Consider the following 19,601-nt stretch of genomic DNA (forward strand, 5'->3'; position numbering starts at 1 on the left):
ATCCGCATTATTTCATTTTTTCATAATAGTTGATATGATTCTTTGACAGGAATCTCTCGAATTTCTTATCATCCGCTACTACGATTACTTGATTTGTTTCGCTTTGTAATATATGAATAAAATCCTCTACACCGTCTTCTGGCTGGATTAAACCAGTTTTGTCTGAAAAATTATGAATAGCAGCGCTGGATTTACCCATTCCGGTATTCTCCCATAAGGTCCAATTCATGCTGATACTCTTACCGGGATATTGATTTTGCCTGCGGTAATCCATAAAAGCATCAAGGACTCCGTTTGCATACGCATAATCAGACTGTCCCACATTTCCGGTAATGGAAACGATTGAAGAGAAAGCCGCGAAAAATTTCAAAGGCTCCCTTGCCGTAACTTGGTTCAGAATATAAGTGCCTATGGTTTTTGGCTGTAAAACCTTCTTAAAATCTTCCCAGTTTTTGCTGATCATGAGCTTGTCATCATTTATGCCGCCGCAATGGATAACACCCTGAATATTTTTATATTGATGTTTTATTTTATTAATCAGGTCCTCTGACTCTTTCGCATTTGCTATATTACACGAATAATAGTCAACACAGGAGTTCGATTTATTGCGATTTAAAATCTCTAACTGTTCTTTTTTAACCGCATCCATAGGAGATGAGCCGATTATAAGTAAATTGACTTTTACCAGGTCACTGATCTTTTTAACCAGATTGCTGCCTATTCCCCCCAATCCGCCGATTATCAGATAAGTATCTCCGTCCTCTAACAAGGGATTGTTTGAGGTATTTATAATGTCCTCTGATACGATGCCTTTTATATACCTGTTTTTATTCCGGTAGGCCACCATTATATCTTTTTCTTTGTTTTTCATCTCCGTAATCATTGCCAATATCATATCGGTCTCTGTTTTATCCGATTCTTTATCCGGCCAGAAATCAACGACAGAAACAGGAAGCCTTGGATTTTCCTGTTTTATCGTACGTATCAAGGATTCCATACCGCCGTAGATAAAATTATTTCCCTTATCTCCTCCATCCATGATTTTACTGTCGGTTAGCCCGATAATAAGACTGGTATTTTTCCCGGACTTCATTTTTAACAAGGTCTGAAGCAGGTTAAATATAGCTTGTACATTTCCCTCAACTATTTCCTCTAATTCCTTGGAAGATGTTAAATCTTCCGTTATACCTTCCTTTTTTGTCCGGTTTGCCCATAAATAGTACATATCGTAATCCAAAATACCGAAAGAATGATTTTCTATGGATTCAAACAAGGTAACATAGTCGGCTTTTAGCTTTGGATTAATGTTAAACCTATTATCCTGTACCTTAAAATAGTTTCCTTTAAAGACGAAATACACCTTATCATAACTTTTCTCTAAGACCTCTGCTACTCTATTAACCATTTCATCATTAGCGAAAATAATGGCACAGTTACGATTTGTAACAGTATCTTCCTCATCAAGTTCCAGTTCTTTCTCAACCCAAACGGGCTTATAATGGTACAAAGAGGTTTGCTTCCTGTTATTCGGTTTTAATGCTTTTTGTAAAAAATCATTTGGGCATGCTTTTAAGCAAAGCCCGTCCATAGTGATTACAGGAATTCCTTTTCCATTAAATACTTCTAAGGAAGCTATGATATTCCCGTCTTGTTTACGGATATTCTTTTTATCAATTGCCGCATAACACCTTTCCTTTAACTCACCCATGAGAGTTATCTCTGGTATTTTAAAGGGAATGTAGATGGTATCATTTAAGGTTAGATTTCCTTCCAGATATTCCACTGCCAATACAGATTGTATTATTCCATCTAAAAGTTCTGCGCTGATCTGGCTGCTTTTCCTGCTTTTCTCTTCTATTAACTGTATAAGATAGCCATTGTTAATTTTCCAAATCTTATGAATAACTTGTAAACTCGCTCCGTATTGATATCCCATAGAAAACAAAAAGTTGTAAAGCTCCTTGATGTTTATCTGGGGATATGAATCGATACCTGATATATTAACCGGTATCTGGGGTACATACTCCTTCTCAGAATGTTCCCCTTTGCACAATACTTCGTCCTCTGATATAAGTTGAAACCGGTTATTCTCTAACTTAGGGTGTACTTCTTTGCTATTTATAACAATTCCCGGTTTCATAAAGTACAGGTCTTTTAGAGTAATTACAGATTTCGGATTTATTTCTTTAAGGGCATCTACAAGGAGTTCGATCATAAAAGCACCGGGGATAAGATTTTTCCCGGTTATAATATGATCTCTGATTATGGTGTCTTGTAAGGTTAAATATGTATGAGTATTTCTTTGTTTTTCCTCTTCATATAATATTCTGGGTTCTATTGATATTCGATTATTTTGCATAGCTGCATTCTGAATTTTCGATTTTAATAAGTTCACATTTGTTGATGTTTCTGCTTCCAATAATTCTATTGTTGAGGTTTCTTCTTTTAATGTTTCTACTTTTGATATTTCCATCGTTAATGTCTCTGCTGCTGTTTTTCCTATTGATGTTTCAGCTAATGATGTTTCAGCTATTGACGTTTCAGTCATTGATGTTCCATCTGTTGATATTTCTAGTTTTATTTCTACTGCTTTTAATTCTTCCGCTTTTAATTCTTCCGCTTTTAATTCTTCATCTTCTGATGTTTTCACTTCTGATACTTTCACTTCTGAAATTTTCACATTTCGCATTGCCAATTCCGCAGATTTTACTCTTGATGGTTCCGTCTTTTCACCATTCTGATACTTTCTATTTAAGGGTAGCAAAAATGGACTTTGATCAAATTCATATACCGGCAAAGGAACTTTACAATAAGAATCCTCTGGTAAAAATTTCTCCCAATTTATATCTGCTCCCATAAGCCAGGCTTTAAGCACCAGGTCCGTAAAAACCTCACTCAGTTGTTTTATTTCTCCTTTGGAACTATCACGGATAATTTGAAGGCTTCCCACATTCTCTGCCAACTCGTATTCACAGTCAGTGTTAATCGTGTCCCCAAGATTCAGCCACCTTTCATAATCTTTAATCTCCGTCAGTTCACGATTGGTTATCTCCATCAATTCATAGGTTTCTCTTGTGCTTTGAAGTCTCCGGCTGATATTCTTTGCAATCGTATCAAATTCCGGCCGGACTAATCCAAATAACTTTACAACCTCTTCTTTACTGACCAGGTTATGGTCTGCTAAATTAAGAAGTTCCGTTAATTGACGGGTGCATTTTAGCTCCTCCATCCTTAAATCCCATTTTTGATTTAATCTTCTAAGGGAACTGCTTATGATAATTACTGTCAGTAATTGATCTTTTGACCCGGCAAATTCAGAGTACTCCAAAAACACAAGGTCTTTTACCTTCCTTTTAATTAGTGTTAAAGGAATATTCCATTCTTCTAATAATTTGCGAAAAGACGGAACACTCTGATACAAGGTTCTGGCTTTCTTAAGGTATTCGTTAAAATCGTTAAATTCTATCTGTATGCCGTTTAATAAATTCTCAATATTAACTCCTGAGATTTGATATTGTAAAATCTTTTGTCCGGCAGCATTATCAATGTGATCTGTATTATTAGTAAGACCTGTATTATCTATAATACTTGGATTATTAACAAGTCCTGTATTATCAACAAGTCCTGTATTGTCAACAAGCCCTGTATTATCAACAAGCCCTGTATTATCAACAAGTCCTGTATTATCAACAAGTCCTGTATTGTCAACAAGCCCTGTATTATCAACAAGCCCTGTATTATCAACAAAAGTCATATTGGGCCGTTGAAATCTTAAGCTATTACAATCTATCTTTCCCATGAGATACTTAACAATTTCTTCCCGCTCCAAAATTCCGCTTACTGCAAGTGCAGCCCAAAATCCCACGCCGTCCTTATAAGAAAGGGAATCAACAGGAATTCCTAGCTCTTGTAAAGTAATCACGAAGGAATAGGATACCATAAAGGAATACAACTTTTTATTTGCCTCTTTCCATTTCATCTTATAAAGACCGTTCCACTCTACATCTTTTAAGAGCTTTTTAAAGCCATCCAGGCAGGTGCGAAAGATCAGTTGTGTTTCATATAACTTTTTAAAATCACCATACCCCAGTAAATTTAAGTCACTCAGGTTCAATAACCACCTGTCATAATTTTCTTCATAGGGATTCTTAGCAATTCCATTTAATTTATCTATAAGTTCTTCTTTATTTTCTGCCTTTATACCAAAACGGAAGTGAAAACCGGATCGGCTTGCCATAGCAGTTCCAAGAATATCCTCAAAGTTTAAGTCAAGAAAATCCGGGGTGGTTACAAAGCTTTTCCAGCTCTCTAAAAGCATTGTAAGGCTTTTTGTACTTTTTGCAGATAATAAAAATACGTTCACATCAGCAGGTTCTTCCTGTCTGCTTTCCTGATATTCTTCTAGCAGAACATGGCAACCGGCACCGCCGAAGCCATAAGAACTGATCCCCCCACGTAAAGGTATATTATCCGCTAATCGATCCCAGTTACTTAAGTGATCCGCTGGGGTAAAAGGAGAAGACTTAAAATCTATAATAGGATTTAATTGCTTAATATTTAAAGTTTTTGGTATTTTATGATTCTTCATCATAAGAACGGTTTTAATCAAACCCGCCAGCCCTGAGGTTCCTTCCAGATGCCCGATGTTGGTTTTAACAGATCCGATTTTACAATACCCGGATGCATCCGTGTATCCCCTGAAAGCTCTGGTTAAGCCCTCCACCTCGATGGGGTCTCCCAAGGGAGTACCGGTTCCATGAGCTTCCACATAGCTTACCGTTTCCGGGGTAAATCCCGCTTCCGCATATGCGGATAAGATTAATTTTGTCTGTTCACTTACCTTGGGGGCTGTTATAGAAATATGCTCTCCGATATGACTTGCTTTGGCGGCCTTGATGACAGCATGAATATGATTTTTTTGAGCAACCGCATCTTCCAGACGCTGTAAAAGCAGAACCCCTGCCCCTTCTCCCGGAACATAACCATCCGCATTGGCATCAAAGGTTTTGCATTGTCCGTCTGTACTTAGCATTCTTGCTTTCGAATAAGAAATATAACGGCCCTGGTGCAGTATAAAATTAGCGCTTCCCACTAATACATAGTCACATTCACCGGTTTTTAATACCCTTACTGCTTCATTAACGGCAACTAAAGAGGCGGCGCAGGCAGCCTCTACCGACAGGCTTGGCCCGGTCAATCCAAATGCATAGGATATTCTGTTGGCAGCAATACACTGGTAATTCCCTAGATTTGTATAGCTGTCAACATCTTTGTCAACCGCATATGCCCTGAGCCCATAATCACTATGGGAAATATTCATATAAACTGCGGTCTTTCCCCTTTGCAGCTGTTTTATATTCAAACCGGCATCTTCTATGCTTTGCCAGGCTATTTCTAATAGTTGTCTCTGATGAGGATCCATAACGAGAGCTTCACGAGGTGATATTTTAAAAAAATGATTATCAAAATACTCCATCCGGTCAACTCTTCCGCACCATTTACTGATACTTTTATCAGCCTCCATATAAGGGGAATAATACTGCTTTGTGTCCCACCGCTTTTCATCAATTTCTTTGATTAAGTTGTCCCCTTTTTCCAAATGACTCCAGAACTCATTATAATGATTGGATTCCGGAAAGCGACAAGCCATACCTATAATTGCAATATCTGAATGTGTAACAATCGGATTCAGGCTATCTTTTTGATTTTCTATCACGATTTTCCTCCTTACCAGGTATCTTAATATAATGAAATTAAATAATATAATATCCACAGGCGGGCTAATCTGCCTGCGGTGGGTTCATTAAGTAAAATCTCCATCTGATATAATGTGATCCTCGCGGAGCGTTTAAAACGATTGAATGTAGTCTCCTATTACTAAAAAAAGCAGGATATAATCTGCTTTTTTATTTCGTGCTATTTATTTCTTGCTTTTTATTTCGCCTTTTATGTTTTTTATTAGGATACTTGTATTAATTCCTCCAAACCCAAAGGAATTACTCATGGCTAATTTTATTGCAGCAGGAACCGCTGTTTTTCCTGCAAATAAGAATTCACAGTCTATGGGATTCTCTAAATTTGCATTAGGATGAATAAAACCCGAATTCATTTGAATAATAACAGCGATAGCTTCCACCACCCCAGCGGAAAATAGACAGTGGCCGGTTAATCCCTTGGTTGAATTGATCCATATTTTGGAGATATTCTCTTTATAAACCTCTTTAATCGCCTTTAATTCCGTTTCATCCCCCAGTGGCGAGGAACTTCCGTGGGCATTGATATAGTCCACTTCTTCGGGTTTTACTCCTGCTGCTTCCAATGTCTTTGCCATTGCTTTGACTTCACCGTCAAGGCTCGGATTACTTGACCTGTTGCCGTCAAGATTTATGACTCCGCCAAACATTTCGGCAAGAGGTTTTATTCTCCGTTTTTCTGTGGACTCCCTGGATTCTAAAATCAAACAGCCCGATGCCTGCCCATATACAAAGCCTTCATGTCCTTCATCAAAGGGGCGGCAGGTTTTATCCGGCGCGCCGTAATACTTTCTCCCGCCTAAGGCTCCTATATTGTAAAAGCCTTGAAGCTCCATATTGGTAAGCTCCGTTAACGCTCCCACAACAACACAGGCATCTGCCAGTCCCAGTTTAATTAACTGATGGGCTTTTATAATACCTGCATTACCGCTGGCTGAGGCTCCGCCAACCGTAAACCCTTCACCGCCGATTCCAAAAATCTCACTTAAAGTACCCACATGATCCGTGTCCATAAACTGCAGGGCATATTGTGGTGTTAAGTATTCCGGATCATGTTCAAACTTATTAGAATAACCTTCCCTGACAGTATTGGTAAGGTTGCTGCCCGTAACTATAACAGCAATCCGATCCTTTGGAATAGGATTCTTAAAAAGTTCAGCCAGGAGGTAGGCTTCCAGAACACAGGATACCGCTGCCTTAATGGTAAGGGGAGCCCTGCGGGCAGTTTTTATGGCTTTATCAATCAAATCTCCTGGTACCTGGGCCGAATCCGGATAGTAATCCATTCTAACTCCCATCTGTGTGCCTTGGCACAAGTTCAAATCAGGATGTTTAAAAATAAGCTCTTTTTTTTTCAACTTATTCTCTAATGAAAAATAACTAATATCGGCCCCGATGGCATTTAAGTTATTGATCTTTTTTTCTTCAAGATATCGAAACCTCTGTAACCCATTTCTTAAACTGTGTTCAAATTCTGGGATGGAGTCTGCGATTGCATTAATAACTCCCATACCGGTTACATAGATGCGGTCTTTATTTGATTGGTTTAAAGTTACCTTTTCTACTGGTATCATGACACTTTTTTTGAATATAGCAGATCTATAATCCCCTGGATATTTTTAAGCTGGCCGAATTCCACCAACGGAATTTTTAACCCCAGCCTTTCCATAAGCCCAATAATAATATCCATCCGGTCCACCGAATTAGCCCCAAGCTCCTTTAAGCTGTCTTCCATCGTTATTTGTCCCGGATAAACCTCCGGTAATATTTCTGCAATGATTTCTTTCATAATTAAAAAAATTTCATTCTTATCCATTCAAATCTCCTTTTTATTTAGGCTTTTAATAACCGAAAACGGTTGTTCAAGAAGTTAGCAGTTTCTCTTAACATCATTAAAGCTATATCATCCACATGCCGGTTCTCCCAAGGCTCATATATCGTACCCTTTATCCATTGATTAAAAGCACCCAGTGCAGGTCCGCAGTGCACCTGATAATCTACTCTGGAATCGGCATCTCCGGCCAAAGCACTTTGAGTACTGTAATAAAAATACCATTTAAAAATCATTGCCATTTTATACTTGGGATTTTTTTCTGCTTTACTTATTTCTTCAGCCGTATAATAGTTTTTCAGTTCCTCGTAAACGCTGTCAAAGCTGCGTTTAAAATATTTTTCCTGAATCTGGGTCTTGGTTTTACTATCGATTTCATCAATGGAATTAAACTGGCGGTATAAATCGTACAGCTTATTGGCTCTTGCCGGGAAAAACAGACCCTTTTTTAGTACCTGCACCTTTGCACCAAATTCAAACATATCTCCTGCAGGGGCATAATCCGTATCCTGGACGTTCATCTGCTGCAATAACTCTTTTACCGCATTGCTGGTACCGGCTTCTACCGTACATTGGTTAATGGAGCCGGTAACAATAAAATCTGCTCCCAGAATAAAAGATGCTCCCGCTGCCTCAGGAGTTCCGATTCCTCCGGCTGCTCCGATGTGGATTTTTCTTTTATAATGGAACTTTTCCATCATTTCGTCCCTGAGTTTTATTATGGCAGGAAGGAGGGTGTAGGTTACTCCGCAGTCCGTATGTCCGCCTGAATCCGCTTCCACACACAGGTCATTGGCAACTGGTACACTTCTAAGCAGATCCGCTTCCGACTCTGTAATCTTTCCTTCGCTTAATAACTTTTCAACAATTCTGGCTGGTGCCGGACTCATAAAAGCCTCGGCCACTTCCGGTCTTGAAATCTTTGCAATAATTTTATTTGAACTTTCGATATCTCCCTTGTCATTCATTCTTAATCCCTTGGCTTTGTATCTTACCAGGGAAGGGGTCACCCCCATAAAAGCTGAGGCTTCGATTACTTTCACCTTATATTTAAAGTACAAATTTATTATTCTTTCTTCTTTTTCTGGATTATTCGGATCATAAAGGAAGTTCATACCATAGGCCTGGCCTTCCTTTAGTTGTTCCTGAATATATTTTATGGAGGTCTCAACCTCTTCTAGGGATAACCCGCCCGTACCTAAAAATCCCAACATACCGGCTTTTCCCATTCTGACTACCAAGTCTTTCGAGGAAACGCCTCGATACATTGCACCTGTCATATATGCAAAACGTAAATTGTAATCCCTCTTAAACTCTTCACTGCCCAGGGAATCGTAGGTGATATCTACCGCCAAAGTACCAGACGAACCAGCTCCCTGGGTCCTTGCTGCCTCCAATCTGGTATCTTTTTCCCTCTCCTGCTCTGTGTCAAACTTGTTTTTGTCGTCACCTGAACCACCTGTCCCATTCTGTGTAAAGTATTCCCTGTACTCATTAATTCCAAGGGTAAGCGGTTCTGACTCTGACTTTATATGTCTTAAAAGTCCCGTAAGTGTATTGCCAATTCCGATTTCTTCAAAGGTTACCTCTCCTAACCCCAGAAGCAGGCGAATCGTATCTGTCCATAAGACAGAATGGGTTATCTGTTTTATTAAATTGTTTTTAATATCCTTTTGCTTATACGGTCTGGCGGATACATTGGATATTACCGGTATTTTTAGCTCTCCGAAGGTAAAATCTGCAATAAACTGTTCAAACAAATCACCGGATTCTTTCATATACCTGGAATGGAAGGCTCCGCTGACGTTTAAAACCGAAAATAACTTAACCTCCGGATTGCTCTCAAAGACAGGTTTTGCCTGGGTAATATGTTCTTCTAGACCTGAAATCACGATTTGTGACGGACCATTATAATTTGCTATATCGATCTGGTTTAAACCTTCTCTTTGTAAGATTTCAGATATCTGTTTTTCCTTTAAACCTATCACGGCCGCCATTTTGCCGCCCCTTGCCTGACCCATTAATTCGCCTCTTTTTTTGACAAGCTTTAACCCGGTTTCAAAATCAAAGGCACCTGCTGCATGAAGGGCATTGTATTCACCTAAACTATGTCCTGCCACAAAATCAGGTCTTTCCTCCGTTTCCTTACATTTTTTAAGATAGGTTAAAGCATTTACCGTATACAAAGCCGGCTGTGTAAATTCAGTAAACCCTAATTTTGACTGGGGATCATTAAGACACAGTTCCTTTATGGAATAACCTAATATTTTATCCGCACCGGATACTAGTTCCGGAAATTCTTCAAATAACTCTTTTCCCATTCCCTTATACTGCGCGCCTTGACCTGGAAAAACATATGCCTTCATATTTTACCTTCTTTCTTTTGGTTTTTTATTGTACTATTGGTGTAATATCAAACGATAACTCAATTAACTTTGGATATGTTATGGAGCAGACGTAATTATTAAAAATATAAGTGAAAGCTGTGTATTGCAGAAAATGTGTATATGAAATCTTAAAATATGTATCCTGCTTCTCTATCTTGTCCACCTCATACAGTTCTAAGGGAAGTGTAAGCCCTGTTTTTAAACATTTTGCTAAGGCTTCTTTAGCCGTCCATAAGATAACATACATCATTTTTTCCGGAACCACCTGATTTTTTATCAGCGAAGCTTCATGACCCGTAAGGTTATGTTCCATAACCTTTTTTACATTCCGATCCGCCTCTTCAATGTCAATACCCATAATAAGCGTTTCATCATAAACTAACGAGACCGCACAGGTTTCACAATGAGAAAGGCTGCCCCCTGGGGCTTTATAGGAATCCAGTATAATAACCGGCTGCCCGAAAATGCCGTTCTTAATATTTATTTTATTTAACTGCATACCATTGCTGTACACAGAAACTGCTTTCTTTAACGAATATCTTCCATATAAGTAACTTTTCAGTCTTTTATCACTTTTGATAACTTTTAAGTAATTAAGCTCCTCGGGATTTAAACAATCAATAAGTTCATCACTTACTGCTTCGGTCATATATGTAAAATTCAAAACGATATCATATCTGCGGGTATTATCTTTTCCCTCGTACAGATAATTAACAGAAAAAACATCTTTATCCCTTACCTGGGTATTAGCTTTCATCCCATTGATTATTTTCACCCCCGTTCCAAAATAAAAACAACCCTTAACTCAAAGGATTGCTTCCCGTTTTTAAATATTCAGATTTCTGGCAGTTTGCCCGCCTTTTGGCCAAAGGCATAGCTTCGCCAGGGATATTTTTAAGTATCCGTCACATACCTATACCAAGATTAAACTATTAACTAGCCGAAACATAGATTAATATTTTTCATCTTTTTTTTATATTTTTCCATAATAACAAGCATTTTTAAAACAGGAAATAGCGAATGGTCTTTATTGGTAAGGAATCCAGCTTACATTGCAGAATTCAGATGATACAATTGATATTCCTCAAGGATTTTACTCATAAACTCTTCCGTATAATGACCTTCCAAAAATTCGTGTTTACCAAGGAGATATTTTAAAAAGTCCACATTGGTACTTATCCCTTCTATTTCCATTTCCTCCAGGCATACGGACATTTTTTTGACAGCCTGGGCTTTATCCGGAGCTTTACAGCATATTTTCGCAATCAGTGAATCATAATAGGGTGAAACTACAGTTCCGCAACCATATCCGCTTTCGACCCTGACATTAAAACCGCCGGGCATATTCCATTTTGCGATTTTCCCGATGGAAGGCATTCCGCCTTTCCTTGTATCTTCAGCCAGTATTCTGCATTGTAATGCATATCCATCATACGTTATATCCTCTTGGGTTACGCTTAGTCTTTCCCCTTCAAATATCCGGATCTGCTCTTTTACAATATCAATTCCCGTAATCAGTTCCGTTATGGTATGTTCCACCTGAAGCCTGGTATTCATCTCGAGAAAATAGTAAGCTCCGCTCCGAAGTACCAAGAATTCTATTGTTCCGGGTCCTGCATAATTAATGTGCCTGGCAATTTTTAAAGCATCCTCATATATCTTTTGACGGACCTCTTCCGCAATATTCTGGCACCGTGCTTCTTCGATCACTTTCTGATTTGCTCTTTGGATCGTACATTCCCTGTCACCTAAATGCACTACATTACCATAGGTATCCCCTAAAATCTGTACTTCAAAATGCTTAAAACCCTGTATTGCTTTCTCAATAAGAAGTTCATTGTTATTAAAAGCTGCTATAGCCTCTTTCCTGCAAAGATTATAATTATCTTTTAGTTTTTCCTTTTCATTAACAATACGGATTCCTTTTCCGCCGCCTCCGTGGGTTGCTTTTAACAATACTGGAAACCCTATAATCTCACCTAATTCTTCGCACTCATCATAACTGTTAACCGGTGCGGTAGCTCCCTCAATAACAGGAACCTGGCACTCTTTCGCAATAATTTTTGCATTGCTCTTATTCCCGATGGCATCAATTAAGCTGCTGGAAGGACCGATAAAGCCTATATTATACTGTTCGCACAACCTGGCGAACTCACCGGACTCAGCCATGAATCCAATTCCCGGATGGATTGCATCCACATTGTATTTCGTTGCTACGGACAGGATTTTATATACATTCAGATAAGAGTCCTTTGCATCCCCGATACAGACCTTTTCATCGGCAATTCTTAAATGGGGCGAATCCTTATCTACATTCGAATACACAGCAACCGTGCTTATACCTAGTTCTCTTAATGCTTTTATAATCCTTACCGCGATTTCTCCTCTATTGGCTACCAAAACCTTATTATATTTTCCCATCATCCACTCACCCTAATAGAAATTAATTCCTGATCACATTCAACCAGACTTCCGTCAACAGCTAGGATTTCTTCAACGATACCGTCTACTGGCGCTAATATATCATTATAAACTTTCATTGCCTCAATAACAGCTAACACACTGCCTTTTTTGACTGTCTTCTTGCCTTCTTTCAGACTTTCGGATAGGGAAAATGCCCCGACAAAATTGGATTTTACTATGACGCATTTCGGCTCTGCTATATCGCCTGATTTTTTATTCAAATCTATGATATCTATGTTTTCCTGTATCGAATTATCTCTGCCAAGGCTTTCTTTTATCACCCTTTCTCCGTCAAAACTTTCTTTTGCTGCCACACTTTGATACTCATAGTTGACTGTACCGTTTTCACTTATAATACCTTTTTGGAAAGCTAACTCTTCCCCATTCATGCAATACTTAAAATAATTCAGCTCTGACTTTTCACATAATTCCAAAATACTTATTAGGTTTTCTCCATTCATACTTTTCACATAATATGTTACTATTATTTTCCCCTTCATATATTTTCACTGTTATGCATCAAACCGTTTGAGGGCATCCTCCTGTAGGTTTTTTATATTTCCGATTTCCCGGAATTTACGCCTGCGATCTTCCTTAAGTTCCTTCCCAGGCAGTTTTTGCAATTGCACGATTTCTTTATGCAAGATGCTCCCCAGCCTTTCACAGAGCTGCTCAAAGGTTCCCTTTTCACTGATAACCCGGTCAATTATTCCTGCCTCACAGATATCGCTGGCAGTTAGTTTTAAATAGTCCGAGGCCAAACTTGCCTTTTTGGAATCTCTCCATAAAATACTTGCACAGCCTTCTGGTGATACTACCGAATAAATAGCTCTTTCAAACATAAATACTTTATTCGCCACTCCAAGGGCCAGGGCTCCCCCGCTTCCTCCCTCGCTGATGACTACGGATATCACCGGTACCGTTAACGCTGCCATTTCGTATAAATTTCGTGCAATCGCTTCCGCTTGTCCCCTTTCTTCCGCATTGATGCCGGGGAAGGCACCCGGTGTATCGATAAAGCATACAATAGGCCGGTTGAATTTTTCCGCCTGTTTCATAAGCCTGAGAGCCTTTCTGTAGCCTTCCGGCAGCGGCATGCCGTATTGCCGTAATTTACTGTCTGCTATGTCTTTTCCTTTGTACTGGCAGATAACGGTAACCGGCAGGTTACTTAAGTACGCCAGTCCCCCCACAATCGCCCTGTCATCTCCAAAATACCTGTCTCCGTGGAGTTCTAAAAAGTCTGTAAATATTTTATCCGCAATCTCCATACTCTTAAACCGCTTTTCACTTCTTATACTGAGGATATTATTCCAGGTACTGTTTTCTTGTTTTTCTGTCTCTCCTGTCAATTCCTTATTTAAGTCATAACTTGGATTACTCACCGCATTTCCCCCTTAATCATTAAATTTATAAGCATAGGAATCTGTTTTGGGCATCATATGATACTTTAATAGCCTGTATAGTGTTGTTTTTAAGCTTTCCCTTGGGACAATTGCATCAAGAAATCCATGCTCCAGTAAATACTCCGAAGTTTGGAAACCTTCCGGTAATTGTTCTTTAATTGTCTGTTCAATTACCCGCTTTCCGGCAAAGCCGATTAACGCATTGGGCTCCGCCAAAATGGTATCTCCCAGAAAAGCAAAACTTGCGCTGACTCCCCCTGTTGTCGGATTGGTAAGGACACTGATATAATACCCTCCCTCCTCACCAAATTCCTGCACCGCAGCTGCCGTCTTTGCCATCTGCATAAGAGAATAGATCCCCTCCTGCATCCTGGCTCCTCCCGAAGTAGAAAATAGTATGACCGGAAGCTTACGCTTTTGCGCTTCTTCAAATAAACATGTGATTTTAGTACCGACGGTAATCCCCATACTGGCCATTATAAATCTGGAATCCATAATACCTATCATGGTTCCTATCCCGTTAATTTCCCCATAACCGGTTACAATTGCTTCCCTTAAACCAGTTAAGTCCGCCGCCTTTTCATATTTTTCTTCATAACCCGGAAAATGAATCGGATCCTGAAAGGCCAGCTCTTCATTTAATTCTTCAAAGGTTCCTGTATCAATCATCGAATCAAGCCTGTCTGAAAAAGTCATGGTATTATATGTACCGCATTTACTGCATATATAATGTTCCTTTTTAAACTTGGAATTTTCATGAACATATCCGCACCTGCTGCATTTTCGAAATGCATTTTCCATTCCTTCCTACCTCCGATTCATTTTTATTAACAAAGATATCCGGTAATATACTTTCTGTTTTAATTATTGATATAATAGCATAAATGAAAATCACTGAAACGTTCTGTCCTTAAACACACAGATTATGGGCATAAAATGTTAATTGTAAAACCTGATGCCTGCCCAAAACCCAATACAAATATTGTGCGTTTAACGGATAACCCTTTCATGAAATGCTGCCAAAGATAACGCTAATATATCTGGTACTTCTTCACTTAAAACCCCCAGTAAGCAGTACCCAATACCTGATATCCCCGTCATAAAACCCGGATGGTTATACTCGGACAACATAATATCAGACTCATCATTTAATATTCCTGATGCTAAGTTGGTTATAAATGAGGCGTAATCTTCTGAGATTTTTTTATCTCCAACATACCTTGCATAAGAATTTAAGATGTTCCTATTCCCGCAATTGCCATGACATAAACAATAGCTGTCCCTTAAACCGCTGTCGGTCATATTTTTCACTGCCCTGTGGATATCCCGGTTAAGCCTTTCTGAAAACTCCCCGCCAAGTGTATCAAGCATTCTAAGCCTGCTTAATAAAATCCCGCTTGACCCATGGCACCAGGAAACAGAACTTTCTGTTTTTTTTCCTTCCCGCAAATCTGCCCAGTTATTCTTGCCTGAATGATATAAACTTTCTTCATATGCAAGAAGCTCCTCTATAAAGCTATTATATTCTTTTGTATTGGCTGCTTTTGACAAAATGGCGAAAGCCAGGCTGATTCCGCTGTTTCCATGAGAAAATCCTCCTAAGGGAACCTCACAGGAATTTAGTTTAAATCCCGCTCCATCAGGCATAGTAACTGCATTACCGATTAAAATATCCGCTGCTTTCTTTGCTGTTACTATATACTCCTCTTCTTTTGTTAATTCATAGAGATTACATAAAACAATAATTGCCCCTGCATTTCCATTCAAAATATCAAAGTCTTTATCCGTTTCGATTAAGTTTGAAACAATATGAATATGTCTTTTTGCATAGTCTAGATAATTCAAATTACCTGTAATTTTATATAAGACCTGATAAGTATACACAAGGGAGGCTTCGCCTGTTAAGGCTCCTATTGTTTTTATTCCTTTTTCTATCAATTGATCCGCTTTACCCAGACATAAATCCGTATAAGCAAAGAGGGTTTCATCAAGTATTCCGCACAGCCTGGTATAAGAGGGCTTGCATATTATTGTAGTTAGCGTATGGAAAAAGATTGCAACACCAGCTATCCCATCATAAAGCTGATGATTCAGGGGTTTAAAATTCTTATCCTTTTCCCTGATTCCGCTGTTAAATATTCCGATCCAGTTCACTTCTGTAAAATCATGATTGAAAATAGCCTGTGCCGCCAGCCTGTCACCAATCTTTTCGGCTGCCTGATATACAAGCTTTTTATCGGCTGCCTGATTTTTATCCGCCGCCTGATATACAAGCTTTTTATCCGCCGCCATTCCTTCGAAGGAATCTATTCTTTTCTCAACTTTCTTGCCGGCCTTTTTTGTATCCATCGTAATTCTAATGAATAAATCCTGCATTTCCATATCCTTAAAGCTTAAGTTATTAAGCCTCTCCCATAGCTTTTTGTAAGCCGTGGTACTAAAAAAATCTTTTACTCTGATTCCGTCGGAGAAAATCAAATCCTTCCTGTCAATCTCCATAAAAAACTGTGGGATATCTCCTTTCATTAATTCCCTGACTTCTGCCTCAACTATTTTATGTTTATAATCGGTATTATAACTGTAGTTTTCATAAAGCTGATATAAAAGTATATTTCTGTCACTGCCATCCATCATAAAATCCGGGTGATAGGACGCTGTAAGCAGGGAGGAATAATGTTGGGTATCTCTTAATAAGTACCTGCTTTTCATTAGTTTCAGCTTTTTTATGAACTCTTTTAACTTATCTTTGTTCTGGGCAGAACAGGTATACGCCAAATTAAAACCTTTCAGCAAATCTTCTGTAAACAGGTTTCCATTCAGATATCTTCCATTTAATTTCGCCAGATTCTTTGCCCCATGGGTTTTGAGGTATCTATACTCTATGGATATATCAGAGGATTTATTGTTTTTAATACAGGGCAATAAAAAGGGTAATTTCTGCCCTGCCCTTCCGTTGATACCGCTGACATTTACGCTTTTCTTCTTCGATTCCCAATGAAACGTCGGTAATAAACCCAGATATAAAACAGATTCCCTTAAGATTTGTCTTGCATGTCCTCTCGCACTGTCCTCTGCCTCTGTGCTTATACCGACTAAGGTCTCAAGGTCAATAATAACTGGGAATTCACCGTTTGCTATTATATTTTCATAATGGATATCACTGGTTTTTAAAAGATAAGCCGCAAATAAGTTAACCCCAACCCGGGTATAGTAATTCTTTAATTCCTGTAAATTTGAGCAGCTTTTTTGCTGAATTACTTCTTCCCAGCCGTAACTTTTTCGTTCTAAAATCTTTCTGAAATATTTCGGTATGCCGCATTTTTCCGATAACCAATTTATTAAATTCTGATAAAAGATCTCATTTCCAAGTGAATGAGGTTTATAAATCACACGTTTTCCATTATCAAGGGTAAACTGTATTACCGCTTTAGAATTTTGATGCGTATCCGCAATATCTGCATCGAAAGCCAAAATATGCTTGAAGGCTACACCGTTAAAGATTTTATTTATAATCTCTTTCTTATCTTTTTGCAGATGCTTAAGTACATCTGTTATAAAATCAGAAAAAGAAACAATGGTTTCCAGAATACATCTTAACATTACAGGATAATTTTCACAGAATTCATAGATATAGTTAATATCCGTCAAATAATTTTTCTGATAATATTCATATTCCTCTTTTGCATTACTGCCTTGCAGAAATCCCTCTGCCTTCAGAAAATGAATCTCATTAATTAAGGTCCTGATACTTATCGCCTTAAGTTTTTTATAAAAGGACTTTAAAAAGTCACGCATAACATTATTATTCAAAAACCAGATATCCGCTGTGAAATTCTTTTTACAGTAATACTGGGTTAACTTAAGAAAATGCAGATAAAAATATGCAAAATCATCCTGTTCTTCATAATAAACAGGTGTTTCCTCAGAGAATAAATTACGTTCAAAGATAGAAGCTAACTGGTCAATATGATGAAACATATCATCAGGGATATAAAAATCCTCATTATTTAAATGGTTTACTATTCCAGGATTTTCGTACAATTTATTCATAGTAGTCATCCCCATTAGATTTTCCCAGTATTCTTTACTTTCTTTCCTTACAGACACCTGACTTGCCGCATAGTTTCTTTCAGTTATCATAGTGCTTCTTTCCATATTTTTTATCATATACTGTCCCCTAATAAAAAAGAATGTGTCTCTCTGCCCGAAAGGACTTTTATTTTTCAGGAAATTCCGAAAAATTTTTCCATAAAACCCAAAATAAGAGGAGACAAAACTTGTCTCCTCTCTTCTTTGAGATCCTATTAGCAGCAAACTAAAGTTAAAAATCCGCTGCACCCAACTGTAATTGTAAGGATAGCCTCTGCATTCCTGCTATCCTCGAAGGATACTATTTCTTTGATTTCTCTTGGAATATTTCCGGCCGGGTGATTGAATTGGTTACCTGATTTTACTCTTGAAACTTTTGTTGTCATTTCATTTACCTCCACTCATTGTTTTTTTTATTATATCATTTCATTACTGCTCTTCACTATCTTGTACGTGAATGGCAGTATTATGTCCCTAATCAGCAGTTTAATGTAACAATTATTTCAAACAGATTGTCATTATAATTATAATCCAGCAAACCTTCATATTGATTTACTATGGTTTTAATGCTCCAGAGTCCTAACCCATGCAGATTTTTATCTTCCTTGGAAGTAACAATAAGATTATTAAAGACCTTGGGTTTTTGAGCCAAACTATTGCTTACTTTTACGATTAACATATTATTTTTCTTCTTCATAACTACATTGATCCATTTTTGTGATCTCTTTACCAAATAACACGCTTCAATTGCATTGTCAAATATGTTGGATACGATGGAACATAAATCATCATCCTTAATCTGTACCTTGCCGATCTTCTCAATATCCGTCTCCACCTGAATATCATATTTACTGGCTTCCGTAAGTTTGTAATTCAGTATGATATCCAGTATCTGGTTTTCTGTATTAACGGTATTATCAAGCAGCCGGATTGGTTCCACGATGGATTCTATATAGGCCAGGGCCTGTCTGGAATCATCATTTTTTAAGTATTGGTGCAGTATATTCATATGATTTTTTAAATCATGATAAATGCTGGAATTCTTTTTATATAACGTAGATAAATTAGTATAGTTCTGGGCTGTCATTTTTTTATATACTTCTGCTATATTTGCCCGTTCCAGGTTATCACGGTAGATAATATAGACAATCGCCACTGTTACGGACAGAATGCACCATATCAAAAAGCATGTCCACTGTAACATTATATTTCCGGTTATATTCTGCAGATAGATCCTCTGAAAATAAACCGTTGCACTGCCTCCGCCTATTACGAAGGCCAGCAATAACTTTTTGTACCGGTAAATATAGGTAATCTTTCCCTTTAAAGCCCTCTTTAAAACCTGATAAAGAAAACCCCATAGTACTAATAAGACTAAGGTGTAGATAAATCGTTCCAAGCTATTTAGTGTTGATATTTTATGTCCTAAATCAAGACTGTCTTCTAACAGGCTGATAAGAAACGTAAATAACAGTTCTCCAAACACACTCAAAATGATATAAAGGCTTATTACCAAAAAACGAACCATAAATGTTTCATGATAAAGAAAATAAGTCATAATTGCTAAATAAATTATAATCACTCCAATTAAGATATTGGAATAAGTAACGACCTGACTGTTTAGAAAACTGATGACTGCCAAGGGCAGGGATAAACTTATTCTTAAAATCAT

Annotated in this window: 12 protein-coding genes; all 12 read right to left on the bottom strand. The window is 38.0% G+C overall.

Annotation, left to right across the window (positions count from 1 at the left end):
• Positions 1 to 7 precede the first annotated feature (7 nt).
• Positions 8 to 5,716 (bottom strand): SDR family NAD(P)-dependent oxidoreductase, encoded by a 5,709-nt coding sequence (locus tag QA584_RS18555; protein WP_278270586.1) that lies wholly within the window; start codon positions 5,714 to 5,716, stop codon positions 8 to 10.
• Between the two features lie 204 nt (positions 5,717 to 5,920).
• The gene (locus QA584_RS18560; protein WP_278270587.1) at positions 5,921 to 7,327 is read right to left on the bottom strand and encodes a beta-ketoacyl synthase N-terminal-like domain-containing protein; all 1,407 of its coding nucleotides are present in this window, start codon (positions 7,325 to 7,327) and stop codon (positions 5,921 to 5,923) included.
• Complete coding sequence (locus tag QA584_RS18565) at positions 7,324 to 7,569, bottom strand: acyl carrier protein (RefSeq protein WP_278270588.1); 246 nt, start codon at positions 7,567 to 7,569, stop codon at positions 7,324 to 7,326. Before QA584_RS18565 ends, QA584_RS18560 begins: the two co-directional genes overlap by 4 nt.
• A gap of 17 nt (positions 7,570 to 7,586) precedes the next feature.
• Positions 7,587 to 9,950 (bottom strand): ACP S-malonyltransferase, encoded by a 2,364-nt coding sequence (gene fabD / locus QA584_RS18570; RefSeq protein WP_278270589.1) that lies wholly within the window; start codon positions 9,948 to 9,950, stop codon positions 7,587 to 7,589.
• A 25-nt stretch (positions 9,951 to 9,975) separates the two neighbouring features.
• Positions 9,976 to 10,746, bottom strand: coding sequence for a 4'-phosphopantetheinyl transferase family protein (locus QA584_RS18575; protein WP_278270590.1), 771 nt, complete (start codon positions 10,744 to 10,746; stop codon positions 9,976 to 9,978).
• A gap of 272 nt (positions 10,747 to 11,018) precedes the next feature.
• A complete protein-coding gene (locus QA584_RS18580) occupies positions 11,019 to 12,395 on the bottom strand; it encodes an acetyl-CoA carboxylase biotin carboxylase subunit (protein WP_278270592.1) in 1,377 nt (458 codons plus the stop codon).
• The gene (locus tag QA584_RS18585; protein WP_278270593.1) at positions 12,392 to 12,895 is read right to left on the bottom strand and encodes an acetyl-CoA carboxylase biotin carboxyl carrier protein; all 504 of its coding nucleotides are present in this window, start codon (positions 12,893 to 12,895) and stop codon (positions 12,392 to 12,394) included. The genes QA584_RS18580 and QA584_RS18585 overlap by 4 nt, the downstream gene beginning before the upstream one ends.
• A gap of 51 nt (positions 12,896 to 12,946) precedes the next feature.
• Positions 12,947 to 13,819, bottom strand: a complete 873-nt coding sequence (accA, locus tag QA584_RS18590) for an acetyl-CoA carboxylase carboxyl transferase subunit alpha (RefSeq protein ID WP_278270595.1) — start codon at positions 13,817 to 13,819, stop codon at positions 12,947 to 12,949.
• 12 nt (positions 13,820 to 13,831) lie between these two features.
• Complete coding sequence (gene accD, locus QA584_RS18595; protein ID WP_278270596.1) at positions 13,832 to 14,641, bottom strand: acetyl-CoA carboxylase, carboxyltransferase subunit beta; 810 nt, start codon at positions 14,639 to 14,641, stop codon at positions 13,832 to 13,834.
• A 189-nt stretch (positions 14,642 to 14,830) separates the two neighbouring features.
• Positions 14,831 to 18,007, bottom strand: a complete 3,177-nt coding sequence (locus QA584_RS18600; protein ID WP_278270597.1) for a type 2 lanthipeptide synthetase LanM family protein — start codon at positions 18,005 to 18,007, stop codon at positions 14,831 to 14,833.
• A 137-nt stretch (positions 18,008 to 18,144) separates the two neighbouring features.
• Positions 18,145 to 18,315, bottom strand: a complete 171-nt coding sequence (locus tag QA584_RS18605) for a hypothetical protein (protein ID WP_278270598.1) — start codon at positions 18,313 to 18,315, stop codon at positions 18,145 to 18,147.
• A gap of 92 nt (positions 18,316 to 18,407) precedes the next feature.
• On the bottom strand, positions 18,408 to 19,601 hold the full coding sequence (locus QA584_RS18610; protein ID WP_278270599.1) for a sensor histidine kinase: 1,194 nt from the start codon (positions 19,599 to 19,601) through the stop codon (positions 18,408 to 18,410).

Origin of the sequence: Anaerocolumna sp. AGMB13025 (genome assembly GCF_029689925.1) — a bacterium.
Lineage (GTDB): Bacteria > Bacillota > Clostridia > Lachnospirales > Lachnospiraceae > Anaerocolumna.